The organism is Acholeplasma equifetale ATCC 29724 (genome assembly GCF_000687735.1).
Classification (GTDB): Bacteria; Bacillota_I; Bacilli_A; order Acholeplasmatales; family Acholeplasmataceae; genus Acholeplasma; species Acholeplasma equifetale.
On sequence record NZ_JHXL01000002.1, the window covers coordinates 111461 to 131850 of the forward strand.

Here is a 20390-nt window from a genome sequence, read left to right on the forward strand (position 1 = left end):
AAAAAAATAAGATTTTTTCAATTCTATTTGTACTATAATAGAATTAGGTACATTAGTTAAGTATTTTTAAGGGGACAAAATGAGAATACTTAGATCATATAAAGTATTCATTGTTTTTGTGCTACTCTTAATTAGCGGACTTAGCGTTTTCTTTTTGCTTGATGATTCCTCCGCTAAGAACAATAACAATGAATACGTACGTAGGGAAAATGTATATGCTACTGTTTTCCTTTCTGAGTCTGGGACAGAAGAGAATCCATATGTCATCGGTGGAAAAGATGATATGGTACAGCTTTCTCAGTTAGTAAGTTCTGGACAAAGATTTAAAGGTAAAGTTTTTGTTGTGGCATCAAACCTAAGTGAAATCAACTTAGGCGACTTTCAACCTATTGGTACGTCAGCACAACCATTCGAAGGAACTTTCGATGGGAATGGAGTCAATTTCATTTTAAATACCAATAAACCAGACCAAGATTACGTTGGTCTTTTCGGTGTTACCAGTACAGGAGTTATTGAAAATTTATCTGTTTCAGGGTTAATTGTTGGTCGTAACCAAGTTGGATCAATTGTTGGTCATGTTGTTTCAGGTACTGTTCGAAACGTATATTCAAAAGCTTTGGTGACAGGATCAACGAATGTTGGTGGTATCACGGGATACATGACAGGCGGTACAGTAACAAACTCATATTTCATAGGAAATGTTGAAGGATATCAATATGTTGCTGGTATCGTTGGTCGAGCTGATAGTTACACTTCAATTACAAACTCATACAATGCGGGATTAGTATCAGCTGATGTGAACGTTGTTAATGGTGTTGTTAATAACTACTCAACTTACAGTACAACACGTACTAATTTATATTATGATGTGTCAGTTATTGCTAAAAACATACCAACACGCACATATAAACCATCAACGCTAACAAACGCTCAAGCATTAGATGCAGGTAAAATGTTAACGGATATGTCAAGTAGATTAAATAGTGCCTTTACATATCGTGACATTGGTACAAACTATGGATATTACCCAGAATTAAAATATTTTAAAGAAAGTAACAATTCATCTGTTCGTTCTAGATCTTTAGAATCAGTAACTATTGATGTAAGTAACGGTATAGGTACATCAGATAAACCATTCTTAATACGTACCGTGCAAGATTTAGAAAATTTAAAAACTGTTATTCTTAAAGGTGAAACATTTGAAGGATTTTACTTCAAAGTTGCTGATGGAAGAACTCAATTTAACTTAGGTAATTTCGTACCAATCGGTACATCAAGTCGACCATTCTATGGATCATTTGATGGAAATAATGTTGAATTTGTATTAAATATTGAAAATGAAACCCTAGACAATGTAGGGTTATTTGGCTATTACGGTAAAGGTGTTATAAAAAATTTAAGCGTTAAAGGATATATTGTTGGTAGAAATAACATCGGTGGTGTCATAGGATACTTATTATCTGGTACAGTACAAAATGTATATAATGAAGCCTCAATTGATGGTAATAATAACATTGGTGGTATTGTCGGTTATATGAAAGCGGGTACTGCTGAAGTTTCATACAATAATGGTCCAATTACAGCAGCCGGTGATTATGCAGGTGGTATTGTTGGATATCAAGAAACAGGAACAGTTCGAAATGTTTATAATGCAAGTGAAATATTAGCCAATAGATATGCTGCTGGTATTGTTGGTGGTGCGAATAGCTATACATCAATTACAAATACTTATAGTCGCGGTTTAGTATCTTCAAATGTATCTGCTGCGGGAATATCAAATAACTTAAATGGATATAGTACAACACGTTCATATAATTATTACGATATTTCTGTTCTTGCAATGTATGATCAAAAAAGAGCATTAAAACCTTCAGTAGCATCTTCAAGTGAAGGAAGAACTAGTAATTTTCTTATTGATGCTGTATTAAGTAATCTAGGTTACTCAAATACTATATGGTATGTTAATGAAAGTGCAGGAAATATAGGATATTATCCTGAACTCATAGTCTTTAAAGATAATAAAAATAGTGATTTTAGTGTTGATTCCAAAAACTCAATTACACGAAATATAAGCAAAGGTTTTGGTACATTAGCTCAACCATTCTTAATTGAAACAGTTGAAGAAATGAATAATCTTTCATATATGGTTTCACGTGGAAATAGTTATGCAAGTTATTACTTCAAAGTTAAGGATGGTATTACTGAACTTAATTTAGGTGATTTCCAACCTATAGGAAATCCAACATATCCATTTGATGGTAATTTTAATGGTAATGGTGTTAATTTCAAATTAAGCATAAACAAAGAATCATTAGACAATATAGGATTATTTGGAGCATCAAGAACAGGAACAATTGAAAACCTATCTGTATCAGGTTCAATTATTGGTCGTAACCAAGTAGGATCAATTGTTGGTCAACAATATTCTGGAACCATTAAAAATGTGTATTCAACTGCTTATGTTGTTGCAAGTGGCACCTATGGTGGTGGTATCGTTGGTTACATGAATTCAAGTTCAACGCTTACACTTTCATACTTTAGAGGGGAAGTACTAGCAAATGCTTATGCAGCCGGATTAGTCGGTGGTGCTGCTTCAAGCAATACAATTTCATACTCATATTCAAGCGGTGAAGTATCATCAAATGCTGGAGTTGATGGAATTGTAAATAATTTAAGTACATATGGTATTTCACGTACTGCAATTTTCTATGATATTACAGTGATTGCAAATTACGTTAACCCAAATAAAAATAAACCTTCAGCACTTGCAAGTACACAAGGTTTAAATAGTGGAGAATTTTTCTCAAATATGAGTTCAAGACTCGGAAATAGTTTTGAATTTGTTGAAACAGAAGATGGTTTTGCATATTATCCACAATTAAAAGCATTTTCAGAACATAAAAACGAGACAATAAAGAATCGTTCAAAAACATCTGTTCAAGTCAATGTTTCTTTAGGTTTGGGTACAGAACTTTTCCCATTCATTTTAGAATCGATTGAAGATATTGAAAATCTTAAAGATATGATTAAAAAAGGAAACAATTTCCAAGGATTTTACTTTAAGATGGCAGATGGTATTGAAAAACTAGAGTTAGGTAATTTTGAACCAATCGGTTCACAAACTTATCCATTCTATGGATCATTTGATGGTAACTTTGTTGAGTTTGAATTAGAAATTGATCATCCTGATTTAGATAACCAAGGTTTATTTGGTTATTTTGGTGTTGGTACAATTAAAAACCTTTACGTATCAGGATCTGTTAAAGGTAAAAATAACGTAGGTTCTGTTGTAGGTTATCAAATATCTGGTAAGGTTATGAATGTTTATAATTTAGCTGATATCGAAGGTGTAAACCAAGTAGGTGGTATAGTTGGTCAAGTTGGTGCTGCAACAGTAGAGGTAGCATATAATCAAGGAAACATTACTGCATCAACAAATTATGCTGGAGGTATAGTTGGTTATTTAGGAAGTAATAGTGTTGTTAGAAATACATATAATCGTGGTGAAATATTATCAAATTCATATGCCGCAGGTTTAGTTGGTGGAGCAAACTCAAGTACAAGTGTAACTTATAGTTATAGTGCGGGTTTAGTAAGTTCAAATTCTTATGTTGATGGTGTTGTAAATAACCTTAGTACTTATGGAATAACACGTAGTTATATTTACTATGACACATCTATTTTGGTAAATTATCCACAACCTAAAAATTTAAAACCACAAGTCACTGGTAATTCAAATGGACGAACTTCAAATCAATTATTATATGGTGGTACATCGGGATTAAAATTATCAGAAGAAATTTGGCATTTTGATGAAAAAGATGATACGTATGGATTCTATCCACAATTATCTATCTTTAGAAATCATGAATCAGCAGTTATAAGAAAAGATTCAATTGATTCAGTTAAAGTCGATATTACAGATGGATTTGGTACATCTGATGCACCATTCTTAATTCGAACAAAAGAAGATATGGATAACCTTTCTGAAATGGTTAGGAAGGGTAATACATATATTAATTATTACTTCAAAGTTGATGATGGTATTACTGAAATTGACTTAGGGGACTTTATCCCTATTGGAACAACAACTTATCCATTTGAAGGAACATTTAATGGTAATGGTGCTAATTTTAAATTAAGTATTGATAAAGGAACCTTAGATAATATAGGTTTATTTGGTGTTACTAGAACAGGTATCGTTGAAAACTTATCTGTTTCAGGTTCAATTAAGGGACGAAATCAAGTTGGATCAGTTGTAGGTCAACAATTATCAGGAATTGTTAGAAATGTATATTCAACTGCAAATGTGATTGCTACAGCATCTTATGCTGGTGGAATTATTGGATATATGAATTCGGGTTCAACACTTACACTCTCATATAATAGAGGCGAAGTACTAGCAAATTCATATGCTGCAGGTTTAGTTGGTGGTGCTGCTTCAAGTAATACAATTTCATACGCATATTCCAGTGGTGAAGTGTCATCAAATACTACCTATGTTGATGGAATCGTAAATAATTTAAACACTTATGGTATTACACGTTCAGCAATTTTCTATGATATTACAGTGATTGCAAACTATGAAAATATATACCCATATAAACCGAGCGCATTAGCTAGTTCAACAGGATTAAATAGTGGTGAATTCTTTAAGAATATGAGTTCAAGACTAGGGACAAATTTTATTTATTTAGACTCTGGCGATGAATATGCATATTATCCACAATTAAAAGTGTTTGCAAATCATGAAAAAGATGATGTTATTTCAAGATCTAAAAAATCAGTTCAAATTGATGTTTCATTAGGTTTAGGTACTGAACAATTCCCATTCTTAATTAAAACAATCGAAGATTTAGATGATATTCGATCAATGGTGAATAGAGGTAACACATTCCAAGGGTTCTATTTTAAAATGGATGATAGTGTTACTCAAATTGAATTAGGAGATTTTGAACCTATTGGAACTCAATCTCGTCCATTCTATGGATCATTTGATGGAAACTTTGTTGAATTTATACTCGAAATTAATCGTCCTGATATTGATAATATTGGTTTATTTGGTTATTTTGGTATTGGTACAATTAAAAACCTATATGTCACAGGTTCTATAACAGGTAGAAATAATGTGGGTTCTGTTGTTGGATATCAAATTTCAGGTAACGTATTTAATGTTTATAATCATGCAAATATTAATGGAGTAAACCAAATAGGTGGTATTGTAGGTCAAGTTGGGGCTGCAGTTATTCAGGTTGCGTACAACTTTGGTGATATTACTGCAACTGGTGATAATGCAGGTGGTATTGCAGGTTATTTAGGAAGTAGTAGTTCTGTTTTAAATATTTATAACCGTGGTGAGATTCTTGCAAATCGTTACGCAGCTGGATTAGTTGGTGGAGCAAATTCAAGCACAAATATTTCAAATGGTTATAGCGCTGGTTTAGTAAGTTCAAATACTTATGTTGATGGTGTTGTAAATAACCTTAGTACTTATGGAACTACACGCAGTAGAATTTATTATGATACTTCACTTTTAGTAAATTACGATCAACCAAAAGCATCTAAACCTCCAACAACAGGAAATGCGAATGGTCGTACTTCAAATCAATTATTATACAGTGGAGAAGCATTAGGATTACCAAGTAATGTTTGGTATTTCGAACCAAAAGATGGTGATTTTGCATATTATCCACAATTACTTGTTTTTGCAAATCATATAAATGAATCAATTCGAAAAGACTCAAAAAGATCCGTTGAAGTTGACGTATCTAAAGGTTTAGGTACGGAAGATTTTCCATTCTTAATTACAAGCAAAGCGGATATGGACGAACTTAGCCGAATGGTTAGAGATGGTAATACGTATGTTGGATTCTATTTTAAAGTTGCTGATGAAATATCAGAAATTGATTTAGAAGACTTTATACCTATTGGTACAACAACATATCCATTTGATGGGCACTTTAATGGAAACGGTGTTAACTTCATATTAGATATCAATCGAACCGATGATAATGTTGGTTTATTTGGTGTTAGTAGAACTGGTACTATTGAAAATTTATCAGTATCCGGTTCAATTACTGGTCGAAATCAAGTTGGATCAGTTGTTGGACAACAACTATCTGGTACTGTAAGAAATGTCTATTCAACTGCAAAAGTACATGCAACAGGTACATATGCTGGTGGAATCATTGGTTACATGAACTCAGGAACAACTTTAACACAATCCTACTTTAGAGGAGAAGTTACTGCACAAACATACGCAGCAGGTTTAGTTGGTGGGGCAAATTCAAGTAATAAGATTACACATTCTTATTCTGCAGCGAAAGTCGCTTCAAATACAACTTATGTTCATGGTTTAGTAAATAATATTAGTACATATGGTATTACACGTACTAATCTATACTATGACATTACTGAAATTGCAAATTACGATACAACATTTGCATATAAACCATCTGCAATTGCTACTAATGAAGGGTTAAATAGTGGTATCTTCTTTACAGAAATGGCCAATAGATTAGGTGGCAGTTTTGAATATGTTGTAAAAAATGATGAGTTTGCGTATTATCCTCAACTCAAAGTATTCTTTAATCATGAAGATGAAAAGATTAAAGAAAATTCGACGAAGTCAGTTATTGTAGATATAAAAGGTGGTTTAGGAACAGAACAATTCCCATTCATCTTGAAGACAAGAGAAGATATCGAAAATCTTAAACGAATGATTGAAAAGGGTAATACATTCCAAGGTTTCTACTTTATTATGGATGAAAGTGTTGAAAAAATGACACTTGATGACTTTACACCAATTGGAACTCAAACTTATCCATTCTATGGATCATTCGATGGTAATTTTGTTGAATTTGAAATTTCAATTCATAATAGTACATTAGATAACCAAGGTTTATTTGGTTACTTTGGTTTTGGTACAATTAAAAATCTAAAGGTTAGTGGTATTGTTCTAGGTCGCAACAATGTTGCAGGAGTTGTTGGCTATCAATTGTCTGGAACCGTGATGAATGTATATAACTTTGCCAAAATTGAAGGTACAAATCAAGTGGCAGGCATTGTTGGGCAGCTTGCAAATGGTATGGTTCAAAATACGTATAATACAGGTTTAGTCACAGGTAATGGTGACTATGCAGGTGGTATTGTAGGTTATCAAGGTAATGGTACTGTTCAAGATACATACAATAGAGGTGAAATTATCTCTAATCGCTATGTAGCAGGTATTGTTGGTGGAGCAAATAGCTATACTAAAATTGTAAATAGCTATTCATCAGCATTAGTATCAGGCGCATCATATGTTAATGGTGTTGTAAATAACCTTAATACATACTCAACAACAAGAACTAACCTTTATTATGATGTTTCAATATTAGAAAGATATGTTCCACCTAAAGGAGCAAAACCATCAACAACTGTTGGTGGTCAAGGATTAGCTAAAACATCTATGTTCTCAGATGGATTAAAGAATAGAGGGTTTAGTGAATCTACGTGGGTATTCTTAGAAATTGATGGACAATATGCATATTATCCACAATTAAGAGTATTCGCTCAGCATGAAATAGAATTTATTAAAAATGATTCAATGATGTCTGTTCGTACAAACCCATTCTTAGGTGATGGTACGAAAGCTAGCCCATATATTATTTCAACTGCTTATGACATGATGAATTTAGCAAATTCAATTAATAAAGACTATCAAGCATTGGATACATATTATATGGTTGCAGCTAATGTTGCAGAATTTGATTTATCAAAAGTTCAGTTTAAACCTATTGGATCTAAAAATTATCCATTCTTAGGACATTTCGATGGAAATTATGCAAACTTCCATGTGAATCTAAATTTAAATGAGGATTATGTAGGTTTATTTGGTGCAATTGGTGAAGGTGCATCTGTTAAAAATTTATCTGTAACAGGTTCTATCAAAGGAAATTCTTATACAGGTTCAATTGTTGGATATAATCAAGGTTTAGTTGAACAAGTTTATTCAACCGCAACTGTCCAAGGTGATAGTTATGTAGGTGGATTAGTAGGTAGAAATATAGATACATTAAAATTAGCTTATTATCATGGTGTTTTATCAGCTACAGGTCAATATGTTGGTGGTATTGCAGGTTATAATAGTGCATCAATCCATGATGTTTATACAAGTGCTAAAGTGTCTGGTATGAACTATGTTGGTGCGATTTTAGGTTACAACATAGGAAATATTGAAGATGCATACTTTAACTATACTGAAATTGAATACTTTAGTCCGGAAAACGGCATTAAACCTAATTATGCAGTATCTAATGAATTAAATAAAGATACTGTTCGTGGTTTAGCAAAAGAAATCATGTTTACACTGGATGCTTATACATTTGATGCAAGCGAATGGGAAACAAAAGCAACCTCCGGTATGTATAATTATTATTTACAACTTAAAGGATTCTCAAGTAATCTTTCAAGTGTTGTAAAGAATAATTCAATCATATCTGTTCGAACTGTTAGATTCGCAGTTGGATCAGGAGATCAAAATTATCCATACTTAATCCGTCATGAAGAAGATATGCGTATACTATCTTTAGTTTCACAAGAAGATAGTTTAGAAGGTTTATATTTCAAAGTGATGGATGGTGTAAAAACACTTGATTTATCAAATCCTGAATTAGGATTCTTACCAATTGGACCTTCATTTAAACACTTTAAAGGTCATTTTGATGGTAATGGTGTTAATATCATTCTTCAAATGAATCGTTCAACAAGCGATTATATAGGTCTATTTGGATACATTGAAAACAGCACAATTAAAAACCTTCATATAGAAGGTCAAATTGATGGTCGTGATTATGTTGGTGTGATTGGTGCAGCTGTTAAGTCACAAATCAACGAAGTCTTTGTTAATACTGTTGTTAACGGTAGAAGTTATGTAGGTGGTATTACAGGATATAGCGACCAAACTCAAATATCAAATAGCTATAACTTAAATCAAATTAAAGGATCTAATCAATACATTGGTGGGTTAGTTGGTTATTCAACAAAAACTCAAATTAAAAATGTATTTAACTATGGATCAGTTTATGGTAGACGTGTTGTTGGTGGAATTGTTGGAGATGCCGAAACAAATACGAATATTGAATTTGCATATAATCGAAAAGATGTTTATGCAGAAGCTGATTATGCGGGTGGTATTACAGCGTATTTAAATAACGGTTATGTAGGAAATGTATATAGTGCATCACCTGTACGAGCTCAAAGTTATGTTGGTGGTTTGATTGGTCGTATGGCTGGTCAAAGTAGTGCAGAAAAAGCATATTATGATATGACAATTATCGAAGCTGATACACGAACCCAATTACAAAAACCATCAAGAGCAATCAGTAATGCTGTAGATACAGATACAGTACGTGGTGTACTTAAATCTGAACTTATTGGATTATCTTACTTAGAGTTTGATTCAGGATTCACATATAGAGAAAATGATGGAATTTTAGTATATTATCCGGAATTAAAAGTGTTTAAAGAACATAGATATACCAAAGTTACTGAAGATTCATTTATATCTGTATCAAATTATGTCTTTGAAGGTCTAGGTACAAAAGATATACCATATATTATCGTTAATGAGAAAGATATGGTTATTTTAAGTGAACTTGTTAATAAAGGTATGACTTTTGAGAATACCTATTTTAAGGTTAGAGAAAATGCAACCTACTTCAATATGACATATACATCATTAAATTATAAAGGTATTGGCTCAAGTGAATATCCATTTGAAGGTTACTTTGATGGTAGTGGTATTACATTTGAATTAAATATGAATCTTGATCAAAATTATGTTGGGTTATTCAACTATGTTGGATTGCATGCTGAAATTAAAAATTTAAGCATTAAAGGTACTATTAAGGGTAAAGATTATGTAGGATCTGTTGTAGGTTATAACCTTGGAACAATTTCAAATGTTTATTCAACGGCGAATGTTTTAGGACATAATCATGTTGGTGGTATAACAGGTTACCAAGCAGGTTCTCTCACAAAATCTTATATGATTGGTTCAATCACAGGTGAATCATTCGTTGGTGGTATAAGTGGTTCAAATCTTGGAGAAATCTATGATGTTTATGTTGTATCTAAAGTATTTGGTTTAAATAATTTAGGTGCAATCGTCGGTTATGATCATGGGTCTTTAGATTATGGCTATTATAACTATGAAATTATTGAAATTTACAATTTAGATGGATTTAATAAACCAACAACAGCTGTTGGAAACACATTAGATCATGAAACATTAAAAGGATTAACATCTTATCAAATGACATTAGGTACATTTGGTGAAATGGAGTTTAAATCTAGCGATAGATTTGAGGTAAAAGCACCTAATGGTTTTGAAGTTTATTATCCACAATTGAAAGTATTTAGTCAGCATAAACTTGATGAAATTAAACGTTACTCATTATTAAGTGTTACGGCGTTAAGATTTAAAGAAGGTGACGGATCTAAAGATAATCCATTCATTATTCGTTCGCATGAAGATATGAAAGCAGTATCTGACTTAATCATCGCAAGAAACACACTTGCAGGTTTATATTTCAAAGTTGCTGATGAAGTAGAAGTTATCGATTTAACATTATTAGAATCCATGTATGTACCAATTGGTAACCAAAGTTACAAATTCATGGGGAACTTTGATGGTACATATACAAAATTCATCATAGATATTGAACGCAACCAATATTATCAAGGTCTATTTGGTTATATTGGTTCTTTAGGTGTGGTCAAAAACTTATCAACAGAAGGTAAAGTAGCAGGTCAACGTTTCACAGGTGGTATTGCCGGACGAAACGAAGGTAAAATTGAAAATGCTTATAACTTAGCAAATATTATTGCATATGAATATTACGCAGGTGGGATTGCTGGTTATAACGAAGGTATCATTCAAAATACATTTAATACCGGTATGATAAAGGTAAATAGTTATGACTATGCTGGTGGTATCGTCGGTGCCATGAATAATACTGCAAAAATCTATAATAGCTATAATACCGGATCCATTCAAGCTAGATATTATATTGGTGGTATTGCAGGGTTAGTAGCAGGCGAAGTTAAATACGTATATCATGTCGGTAAAGTTAAAGGTAGTGGCTATATTGGTGCGATTGCAGGATTAATTGAAGGTAAAGGTGTTATCCAATATGGTTATTATGATTTATCTTTAGTTAAAGCAGATACTAATAATCAAGGTAGAAAAGCTGTATCTAACATCAATGATTCAAATGAATTAAAAGGGTTATCAACATATCAATTAAGTGGTCCGTATAAGAAAGATTTAGGATTATTGATGGATACATATGACTTTAAAAACTATCATGGATATGACACATATTATCCTGAATTAATCGTATTTAAAGATGCACCAAGTTCAATTTTCCAAGAAGATTCATTAAATTCAATTAAGGGTAAAATTTATCAAGGTGAAGGTACTAAGGAAAATCCTTATTATATCATCGTGAGTGAAGACTTTAATTATCTATATTACTTAACAAATGAAGACTTAACATTAGATACATATTTTAAAGTATTTGAAAAAACACAATTTGATTTAACAAGCGAAGATTTAATATTTAAACCTATCGGTTCACCTACACATCCATTTAAAGGACACTTTGATGGCAATAATAGTGAATTTAAAGTAAACATCAACCAACAAAAAGATTATCAAGGTCTGTTTGGATATGTTGATGTAACTGCAACCATTAAAAATTTAAGTGTTACAGGATCTATTAAAGGCTTGAATTATGTAGGTGGTATTGCAGGTTATAGTGAAGGTTTATTCATGCATGTAAGCAACTTTGCAAAACTTGAAGGTAATGAATATGTTGGTGGTTTAGTTGGTTACATGAATGGTCAATTGGAAAACGCATATAATAGCGGAACTATTATTGCTCATAATAGTTATGTGGGTGGTTTGGTTGGATATGCTAAAAATTCAATGATTGAGTTCGCATATAACCGAGGTTCAATTGAATCCAGTGCTTTATATACTGCAGGGTTAGTGGGTTATCTAGATCAAAACAGTGAAATAAAATTTAGCTTTAACTACGGCAATATTACATCAAGTGAAAAATATGTTGCAGGATTAGTTGCATATAATGAAGGTTATATTGAAAATAGTTATAATACAGGTGACTTATCAACAACTAAAGGATTTATAGCGGGTATTGTTGCTGTAAACTATGGTCATATTCAATCAACTTATCACAGTGGTTTAATTATTGGACCATCTGAAAGTTATGGTGTTTCATATTACAATGAAGGTATTATTGAAAATTCATACTTTGATTTAGATCATGTAACAAATCGTTATATCAAGGTAGAACATATCATTGTTACACAGGCATTAAAAAATGAAGTAAAAGAAGATGTCAAAGGGTTAAGATTTACTAATATGACTGGTCTTAATGCATTGGGTAACAATGATGAACAAATGAATTTAGATATTACATTATATATTCAAAGAGAAAACTTTGATTTTACATCACATTATCCAGAGTTAAGATATTTCAACCAATTAAATGATATACGTAAAGAACATTCATATGAATCTATCTTAAGTCAAAAGCTTGAAGGTATTGGAACTAAAGAAAAACCATTCATCATTTATGATGGTTTTGACATGATGGAAATTCATAGTTTTGTTGTGAATGGTGTTGACTTTAAAGGTAAATACTTTAAGATTGCTGATTCTGTTCAAACCATTGATTTAACTGTTGAAGGATTAGATTATGAACCAATTGGTGATACTCAAAATAACTTTAATGGTAATTTCGATGGTAATAAGAAACGTATTTATATCCAATTAAGTGATGAAAAAGGAGAATATTTAGGTGTATTCCATACTTTAGGTATGTATGCATATGTTCATGATTTAACAATCATGGGTAAAATTGAAGGTTTAGGTTACTTTGGTGCGTTAGCAGGTAGAAACTTTGGTATTTTAGAACGCATTGAAAACTTAGCTTCAATGGAAAGTAACGCATATGAAGACCAAGGTGGTAATAGTATTGGCGGTATCACAGGTGTTAACCAAGGTACAATTAAACAAAGTGTCAATAAAGGATCAATTAAAGCTGATGGTTCATTTGTCGGTGGTATCGCTGGTGAGAACATTGGTACAATCCAAGACACTTATAATCATGCATACATAGTTGCATCTCATATGGTAGGAGGTATTGCTGGTACAAACCGTGGTGATATTATCCAAACATATAATAAAGGTGAAGTTAAAGCTTTAGTTTCATCAGCAGGAGGTATTGTTGGTGAAAACTTAAGTTATGTTAAAGAAGCATTCAACTATGGAACAATTACCTCAATGAATGACATTGCAGGTGGTATTTCTGGTTTACAAGTTGAACAAAACGCAATTATAGAATCCATTTATAATACTGGATTAATAACTGCAATGGAAACAATTGCAGGTGGATTAGTTGGTAAATTAGACCGTGGTAAGTTATTTGATGGTTATTCAGCAAGTCAAGTATACGCAAAAGGTAATGTGGGTATGCTTGTTGGACAATCATTATGGGGTTCTATTGATCGAGCATACTATGATAAGAGCTTACTTAGCCAAATGACAAAACAAAATACATTATCAATTCCAACAAAAGCTGTTGGAGATCATGATTTCGTAGATAATGATTATGTTAAAGGTTTATACCATGGTCATATGGTTGGGTTAAATGCACTAGGGAATCTTCCTACACAGCTTAATTTACATACTCAAAGTCGATTTACAACTCAAAGTAGTTTTGAAAAATATGCTTATTATCCACAACTTACATTCTTTAAATCGCACACGAATGAAGAAGTAAGAAAAGATTCATTAGATTCAGTTAAGACAAAAACATTTATGATTGGTGAAGGTTCAAAAGAAAATCCTTATATGATTTTCGATGAATCTGATATGGTTTTATTAAGTGAAACAGTGAATAGTGGAAATACTTATGAAGGTATTTATTTAACTGTGAGCGATGAAACGTTCCAATTTGATTTAAGAGATCAAAACCAATGGAACTTTAAACCAATTGGTAATGGAATTTACGGATTTAATGGAATCTTTGATGGCCGTGGAGCAACATTTATCTTAAATATTCAACAAACGCTGGATTATGCTGGCTTGTTTGGCTATACATTAAGTCAGGCAAGTATTAAAAACTTATCTGTTGATGGTTTAGTTTCGGGTAATCATTATGTTGGATCTGTTGTAGGTTATAGTTTAGGTTCAATATCTAATGTCTATAACACTGCAACCATTAAAGGTAAAGATTCAACAGGTGGAATCGTTGGATACTTAGCATCAACACTTGATAACGCATTTAACATGGGTGAGATTACAGGAAGTAAAAATACTGGTGGTATTGTTGGATTAACAGAAGCTATCGTCCAATATACATATAATGCTGGTGTTGTTTATGGATTAGAAAATGTCGGAGCAATCGCAGGGTTCTTAAACGAAACTGAAGTTAAAAATAGTTATTATGATTCAAGATTATTATCAAGTTATCGTGGTGTTGGCAATTATCAAAAACCAACAAAAGCAGTTGGTAACTCTCAAAACTCAAGTACCGTTTATGGATTAGATTATAACTATATGACGGGTATTGAACGTCTTGGTCTAGGTAGTTTACAAATGAATTTCAGTAAACAAAACTGGACGGATAACATTAATATTGATGATAATGAAAACTATCCACAATTAAGTATATTCTCAAAATCTAACCATGAAGAAATAAGATTACGTAGTAAAGAAGCAACAAGAAGAACATATTATCAAATTTACTATGACTACAACAGTGCAGATGGTAACAATGATAAACTCTTTAGTTATGTCATTCCAGGTTATCATTATGAATTAGTAGTTCCTTATAAGTTTGGATTTATCTTAGAGGGTTGGTATTACACAGCTAATGATACATACATTAAATATACTGATGGTTTAGGTATGAGTTTAGAACCATTTAATGATGAAGAAAATATCACATTAGTGGCTAATTATGAAGTTAAATATCACATGATTCAATTTATCGATGGAAACAATAAAGTCATTGATGAAATAAATATTTTACATGGTGACTTTGTAACACCATCAACAAAAATACCTACTAAAAATCCAAGTTCATTAAAAATTTATCAGTTTGAAGCATGGGACTTTGACTTTAGTCAGCAAATCTTTGATGATACGAAGATTTATGGACGTTATTTAGAAATAGATCGATTCTATACAGTGACATTTTTAGATGGTGATGATAATTTCTTTAAAGAGGTCAAAGTTGAATATGGAAATACTTTAGAAAAACCTTCATTTATTCCAAGAAAATCATATGATGAATATGCATATGAATTTGTTGATTGGGACTTCAACTTTGACGAATTCATTACGGAAAATACTGTTGTAAAACCAATCTTTAAGAAAGTTCCAAGATATTATGAAGTAACCTTCTTAAATGGCGATGGCAGTATATTATATGTTGATAAAGTTGAGTATCTATCACATGCAAATCCACCAACCGAAGGTATTAAGAAAGAACCAACCAAAGCATATGTTTATGAATTTATTGGTTGGGACAAACCAATTGATGAGATTACTCAAAACATAATAGTAAACCCATTATTTGAAGAAAAAGATCGTTATTATGAAGTAACCTTTATGGATGGTAACGATAAAGTATTTAAAGTTGTTGAAGTTGTATATTTAGGTTCAATTGAAGAAAACATTGGTGAACCTAGAAAAGATCCAAAAGGTGAATATGCATATCAATTCATAGGATGGAATCATAGCTTACAACATATTGAAGATAATATAATTGTCTATCCTGAATTTAAAGAAATTCCAAGATATTATGAAGTTGTTTACCTTGATGGTAATGGCGATGTCTTTGAAATATTTGAGCGTGTTGAATACTTAAATGATGCACCATTACCAAATAGTAATCCAACTAAAGATGGTACAGAAATGTATGTCTATGAATTTGAATCTTGGAGCGATAATTATAAAGAAATTAGAGAAAACACAGTTGTTACACCTAGATTTAAAGAATCTTTAAGACCATTTACTGTAACATTCTTAGACGGTAATGGAAAAATTCATGAAGTTCAAACCGTCCTTTATGGTATGAACGCAAGCCCACCAAGAACACCTAAGAAAGATGCAAAAGATGAAGTAGCATATCGATTTGTTCGTTGGGATCATGATTTACAACATATTACAGCAGATATAACAATCAAACCAATCTTTGAAGAAGTTCAAAGATACTATAATGTTACTTTCTATGGTTATGATTTAGACTTAATTCTTAAGACTGAACGTGTGGAATTCTTAGGTAGTGCAACGGCACCAGTAGCTCCTATTCCAAAACATGCGAATGAAGCTTATGAATACGTCTTTATTAAATGGGATAAACCATTTGATGAAGTAACAAGTGATTTAGTTGTTTATGCGGTATATGAATCACGCATTAAACAATATGAAATTACATTTGTTGATGGTGATTCAACGTATACATTATTAGCTGATCATGGGTCAACATTAAAATTACCAGTTGGTACAAAAGAATCAACAGACCAAATTAAATATGAGTTCTTATTCTGGACATTAAATGATGAAAAGATAACAGAACTTAAAAATATTAAACAAAACTATACACTTTATGCAGTATTTGATGAAATTTACCTATATTACATTGTTCGTTTCATTGATGGTGATAACAATATCATGTCCATTGAACACGTATTCTTAGATGAAGCTGCAAATGCTCCTTTTGAGACACCTACAAAGAAAAAGACAGATACAAAAGTTTACGTCTTTACTGGCTGGGATAAAGATTTTAGTGAAGTTTATGAAAATTTAGATATCTATGCATTATTTGAAGAAAAGAACAGATTCTATGATGTTAAATTCTATGATGCATATGGTTCAGTAATTGGTAAACAAGTTGTTGAATATGGTATGGATGCAATCGTTCCAGAAATACCAATTAAAGCATCTGATGAAGTTTATCATTATGAGTTTGTTGGATGGACACACAATCATCTTCAAGTTAAAGAAAATCTAGACATTCATCCAGTGTTTGAAAGTGTATTAAGAAAATATCAAATTATATTCATGGATGCATTCAACAATGAATTCTTAGTCCTTTATGCAAATTATGGTGAAAGCATAACGCCTCCAAAGAATATAACTAAAGAACCAAAGGATAATACATATTATGTATTTAATCGCTGGAGTGAAGACTTATCATTTATTAGTAAAGATTTAATTGTTTATCCAATCTTTGATGAAGTTGATAGATATTATGAAGTTACATACGTATATTTAGATTTAAACAATCAAGAAAAATCAATTGTTGAAATCGTTGAATACGGACAAGATGCAAAGGACATACTAAAAGAATTACCAATTATAGTTCTAAGTGATGAATATGTTTATGCACCAATTGGATGGAGCGATTCATTAAAAGAAATCAAAGAAAACAAAACGGTTTATGCAGAATATGAAACAAGATTAAGATACTTTGATGTTAGACTTTATAACGACTTAGAACTTATTGAAACGATTAAAGCTCAATATGGTTCAAATATATTACCTTCATATGAACCTACAAAACTTCCAACACAAGATCATAGATTTGAATTTGTTGGTTGGAGTGAAGATTTGACTTACGTCACACATGAAATGGATGTTTACGCAGTTTATAAGACATATAATAATGTCAATATCGTTACATTTATGGATGGCGATGGCAATATCTTCTATGAGCTTGAAGTGAAGTTTGGTGAAGATGTATACTTTGACGGTATTCCAAGTAAAACACCAACAGAAGCAATCACTTATAAGTTTATTGGTTGGGATCATAGTCTAAAAAATATTAAAGAGGATACAGTTGTTTATCCATTATTTGAAGAAGTAACTCGTAAATATGTTGTTGTCTTTGTTGATGAATTAGGTAACATCATAAGTGAACAGTTTGTAGCATTTGGAAGTTCTGCAACTGAACCAACTCAAATTAAACTTCCAAAAGATACAGAAGAATTTACATATACATATCGTTGGAGTAGAGAGTTTAATCATATCATTGAAGATACACTCGTTCAACTTATTATTGAAGCGAATCTAAAACGTTATACATATACATTCTTTGATAGTTTTGGAAACATATATTATCAAGTTACTGATGATTATGGTTCAACAGTTATCCCACCTAAAGGGCCTATTAGAGAAAATACACCACAATATACATATGTATTTATAGGATGGGATAAAGAAATTCCAGAAATGATGACAAAGGACTTATCGTTCTATCCGGTTTATGATGAGATTATCAACAAGTATTTAGTTACATATTTAGATGGTGATGACGAAATCTTCTATCAAGAATGGGTAGATTACGGTGATAATGGTTCAATTCCATTAGATAAACCAACAAAAACCCCTAATCAACAATATTATTATGTGTTTAGAATTTGGGATAGAAAACCAATTTATATTACACAAGATACAACAATCAAACCAATATTTGATAGATACCTGCAAGTCTATGAAGTTCAATTCATTGATGAAGAAGGTAAAGTTATTAATAAACAAAATGTTGAATATGGTATGGGGGCAATTGAACCTGCAATCGAATTAATTCCAACAAAACCGCCAACATTTGAGTATGAATATATTTTTGTTGGATGGGATAAACCATTTAGCTTTATTACGGAAGATACAATTGTTCAAGTACGTTATGCACCAGTTGTTAGAATGTACACTTATACATTCTATGATAGTGACCATGTCACCATCTTAAAACAAGTTAAAGGTGCTTACGGTACACCAATTATAGCTCCAACACCACCAGATAGAGAACTTACAGACCATTCATATGAAAGATTTGTTGGATGGGATAAGACTGTAGCAGCAACATTAACTGAAAACGTTGAATACTACGCAATCTATGAAGAAGTATTAAAAACATATGTTGTTAAGTTCTTTGATGGTAATGGATTAGTATTGGATATTCAAATTATTGAATATGGAAAACCTGCTAAATCACCAGCAAAAACTCCAACAAAAGAAATGACAGAAAAATATGAATATTTCTTCCAAGATTGGGATCAAGACTTTAGTAGTGTTAAGAATGATTTAAATATCTATCCTGTATTTAAAGCAGAATTAAGACGATTTATAATTAGTTTCGTTTATGAAGACGAAATTATAGAAATTTTAAAACCATATGGAAGTAGTATTGATTTTGACATTGATCCTATTCCAACACCACTTAAAGCTGGACATAGCTTTGTAAGATGGGATCAAGACTTAACAAATATCACGAAAGATATTGAAACTTATCCAATCTTTAAAGCAAATAGATACAAAGTATTCTATTATGTCTTAGATGCTGATAGTGGTTCAATGACTAATGATGTTGTTACATATGGTAGTGAATATCAATTACGTGAAAATGAATACTATAAACGTGGTTATGAATTCATTGGATGGCGCTTAGATCCTGATTCTAATGAACCAGTTTATAATCCAAATATGAAGATTATCTTTGACTTTGATGGTAACCTTGAACTTTACGCAACTTTCAAACCAATCAATTATGATGTGATATATGATACTGATGGTGGTTCAAGTCTTTCAAAAGATACATATGATATTGAAACTGGATTATCTATTCTTCCAACACCAGAAAAAGAATATAACTTATTCTTAGGTTGGGTACTTGAAGATATTATCTTAAGTGAAGATGAGCAAAAATATGTTTCAATAACAATTGATCCAGACGGAAATGAATTTATTACTGAAATACCAGTTGGATTCATTGGTCACGTAAAACTCAAAGCTCGATATCTATATAATGGATTTATCGAACTTAAAGATGAATATAAAGATAAATATTTAATTGCATATGCTGATGTAACAAGTATTATTCCGATTACTGAACGTGAAAAATCAGAAAATGATGTTTACTTATTTGGAGCGTACTTAAATCAAACATTAGCAGATTTAAAAGAAAAATTCATCAACGAAAATCTTGAGTTTGTTGATGAATCAGGTAATACAATTGATAATTTAGATTCAATTGTGAGAACTGGTATCAGAATTGTTATAAGAGATCAAAAGGATCCTTCAGTATTTATTGATCAAGTGATTATCGTCTTAAAAGGTGATGTCAATGGTGATGGGTTTATTGATATAAATGACTACAACGCAATATTATTACATATTCGCCTATTATTACCGATAGAAAAAGAATTATTATTAGCGGCAATGATAGATGAAGATAAATATATCGACGTAGTCGATTTAAACTTATTACTTTTACATATAAGAAATCTTATGAACATATTTGAATGAAGAG

The 20390-nt window shown here is 31.6% G+C and carries 1 protein-coding gene; it reads left to right on the forward strand.

What is annotated here, in order from left to right; translation table 11 throughout:
• The first annotated feature begins 79 nt into the window (after positions 1–79).
• Positions 80–20386 (forward strand): InlB B-repeat-containing protein, encoded by a 20307-nt coding sequence (locus tag T434_RS0102125; RefSeq protein WP_162150626.1) that lies wholly within the window; start codon positions 80–82, stop codon positions 20384–20386.
• Positions 20387–20390 lie beyond the last annotated feature (4 nt).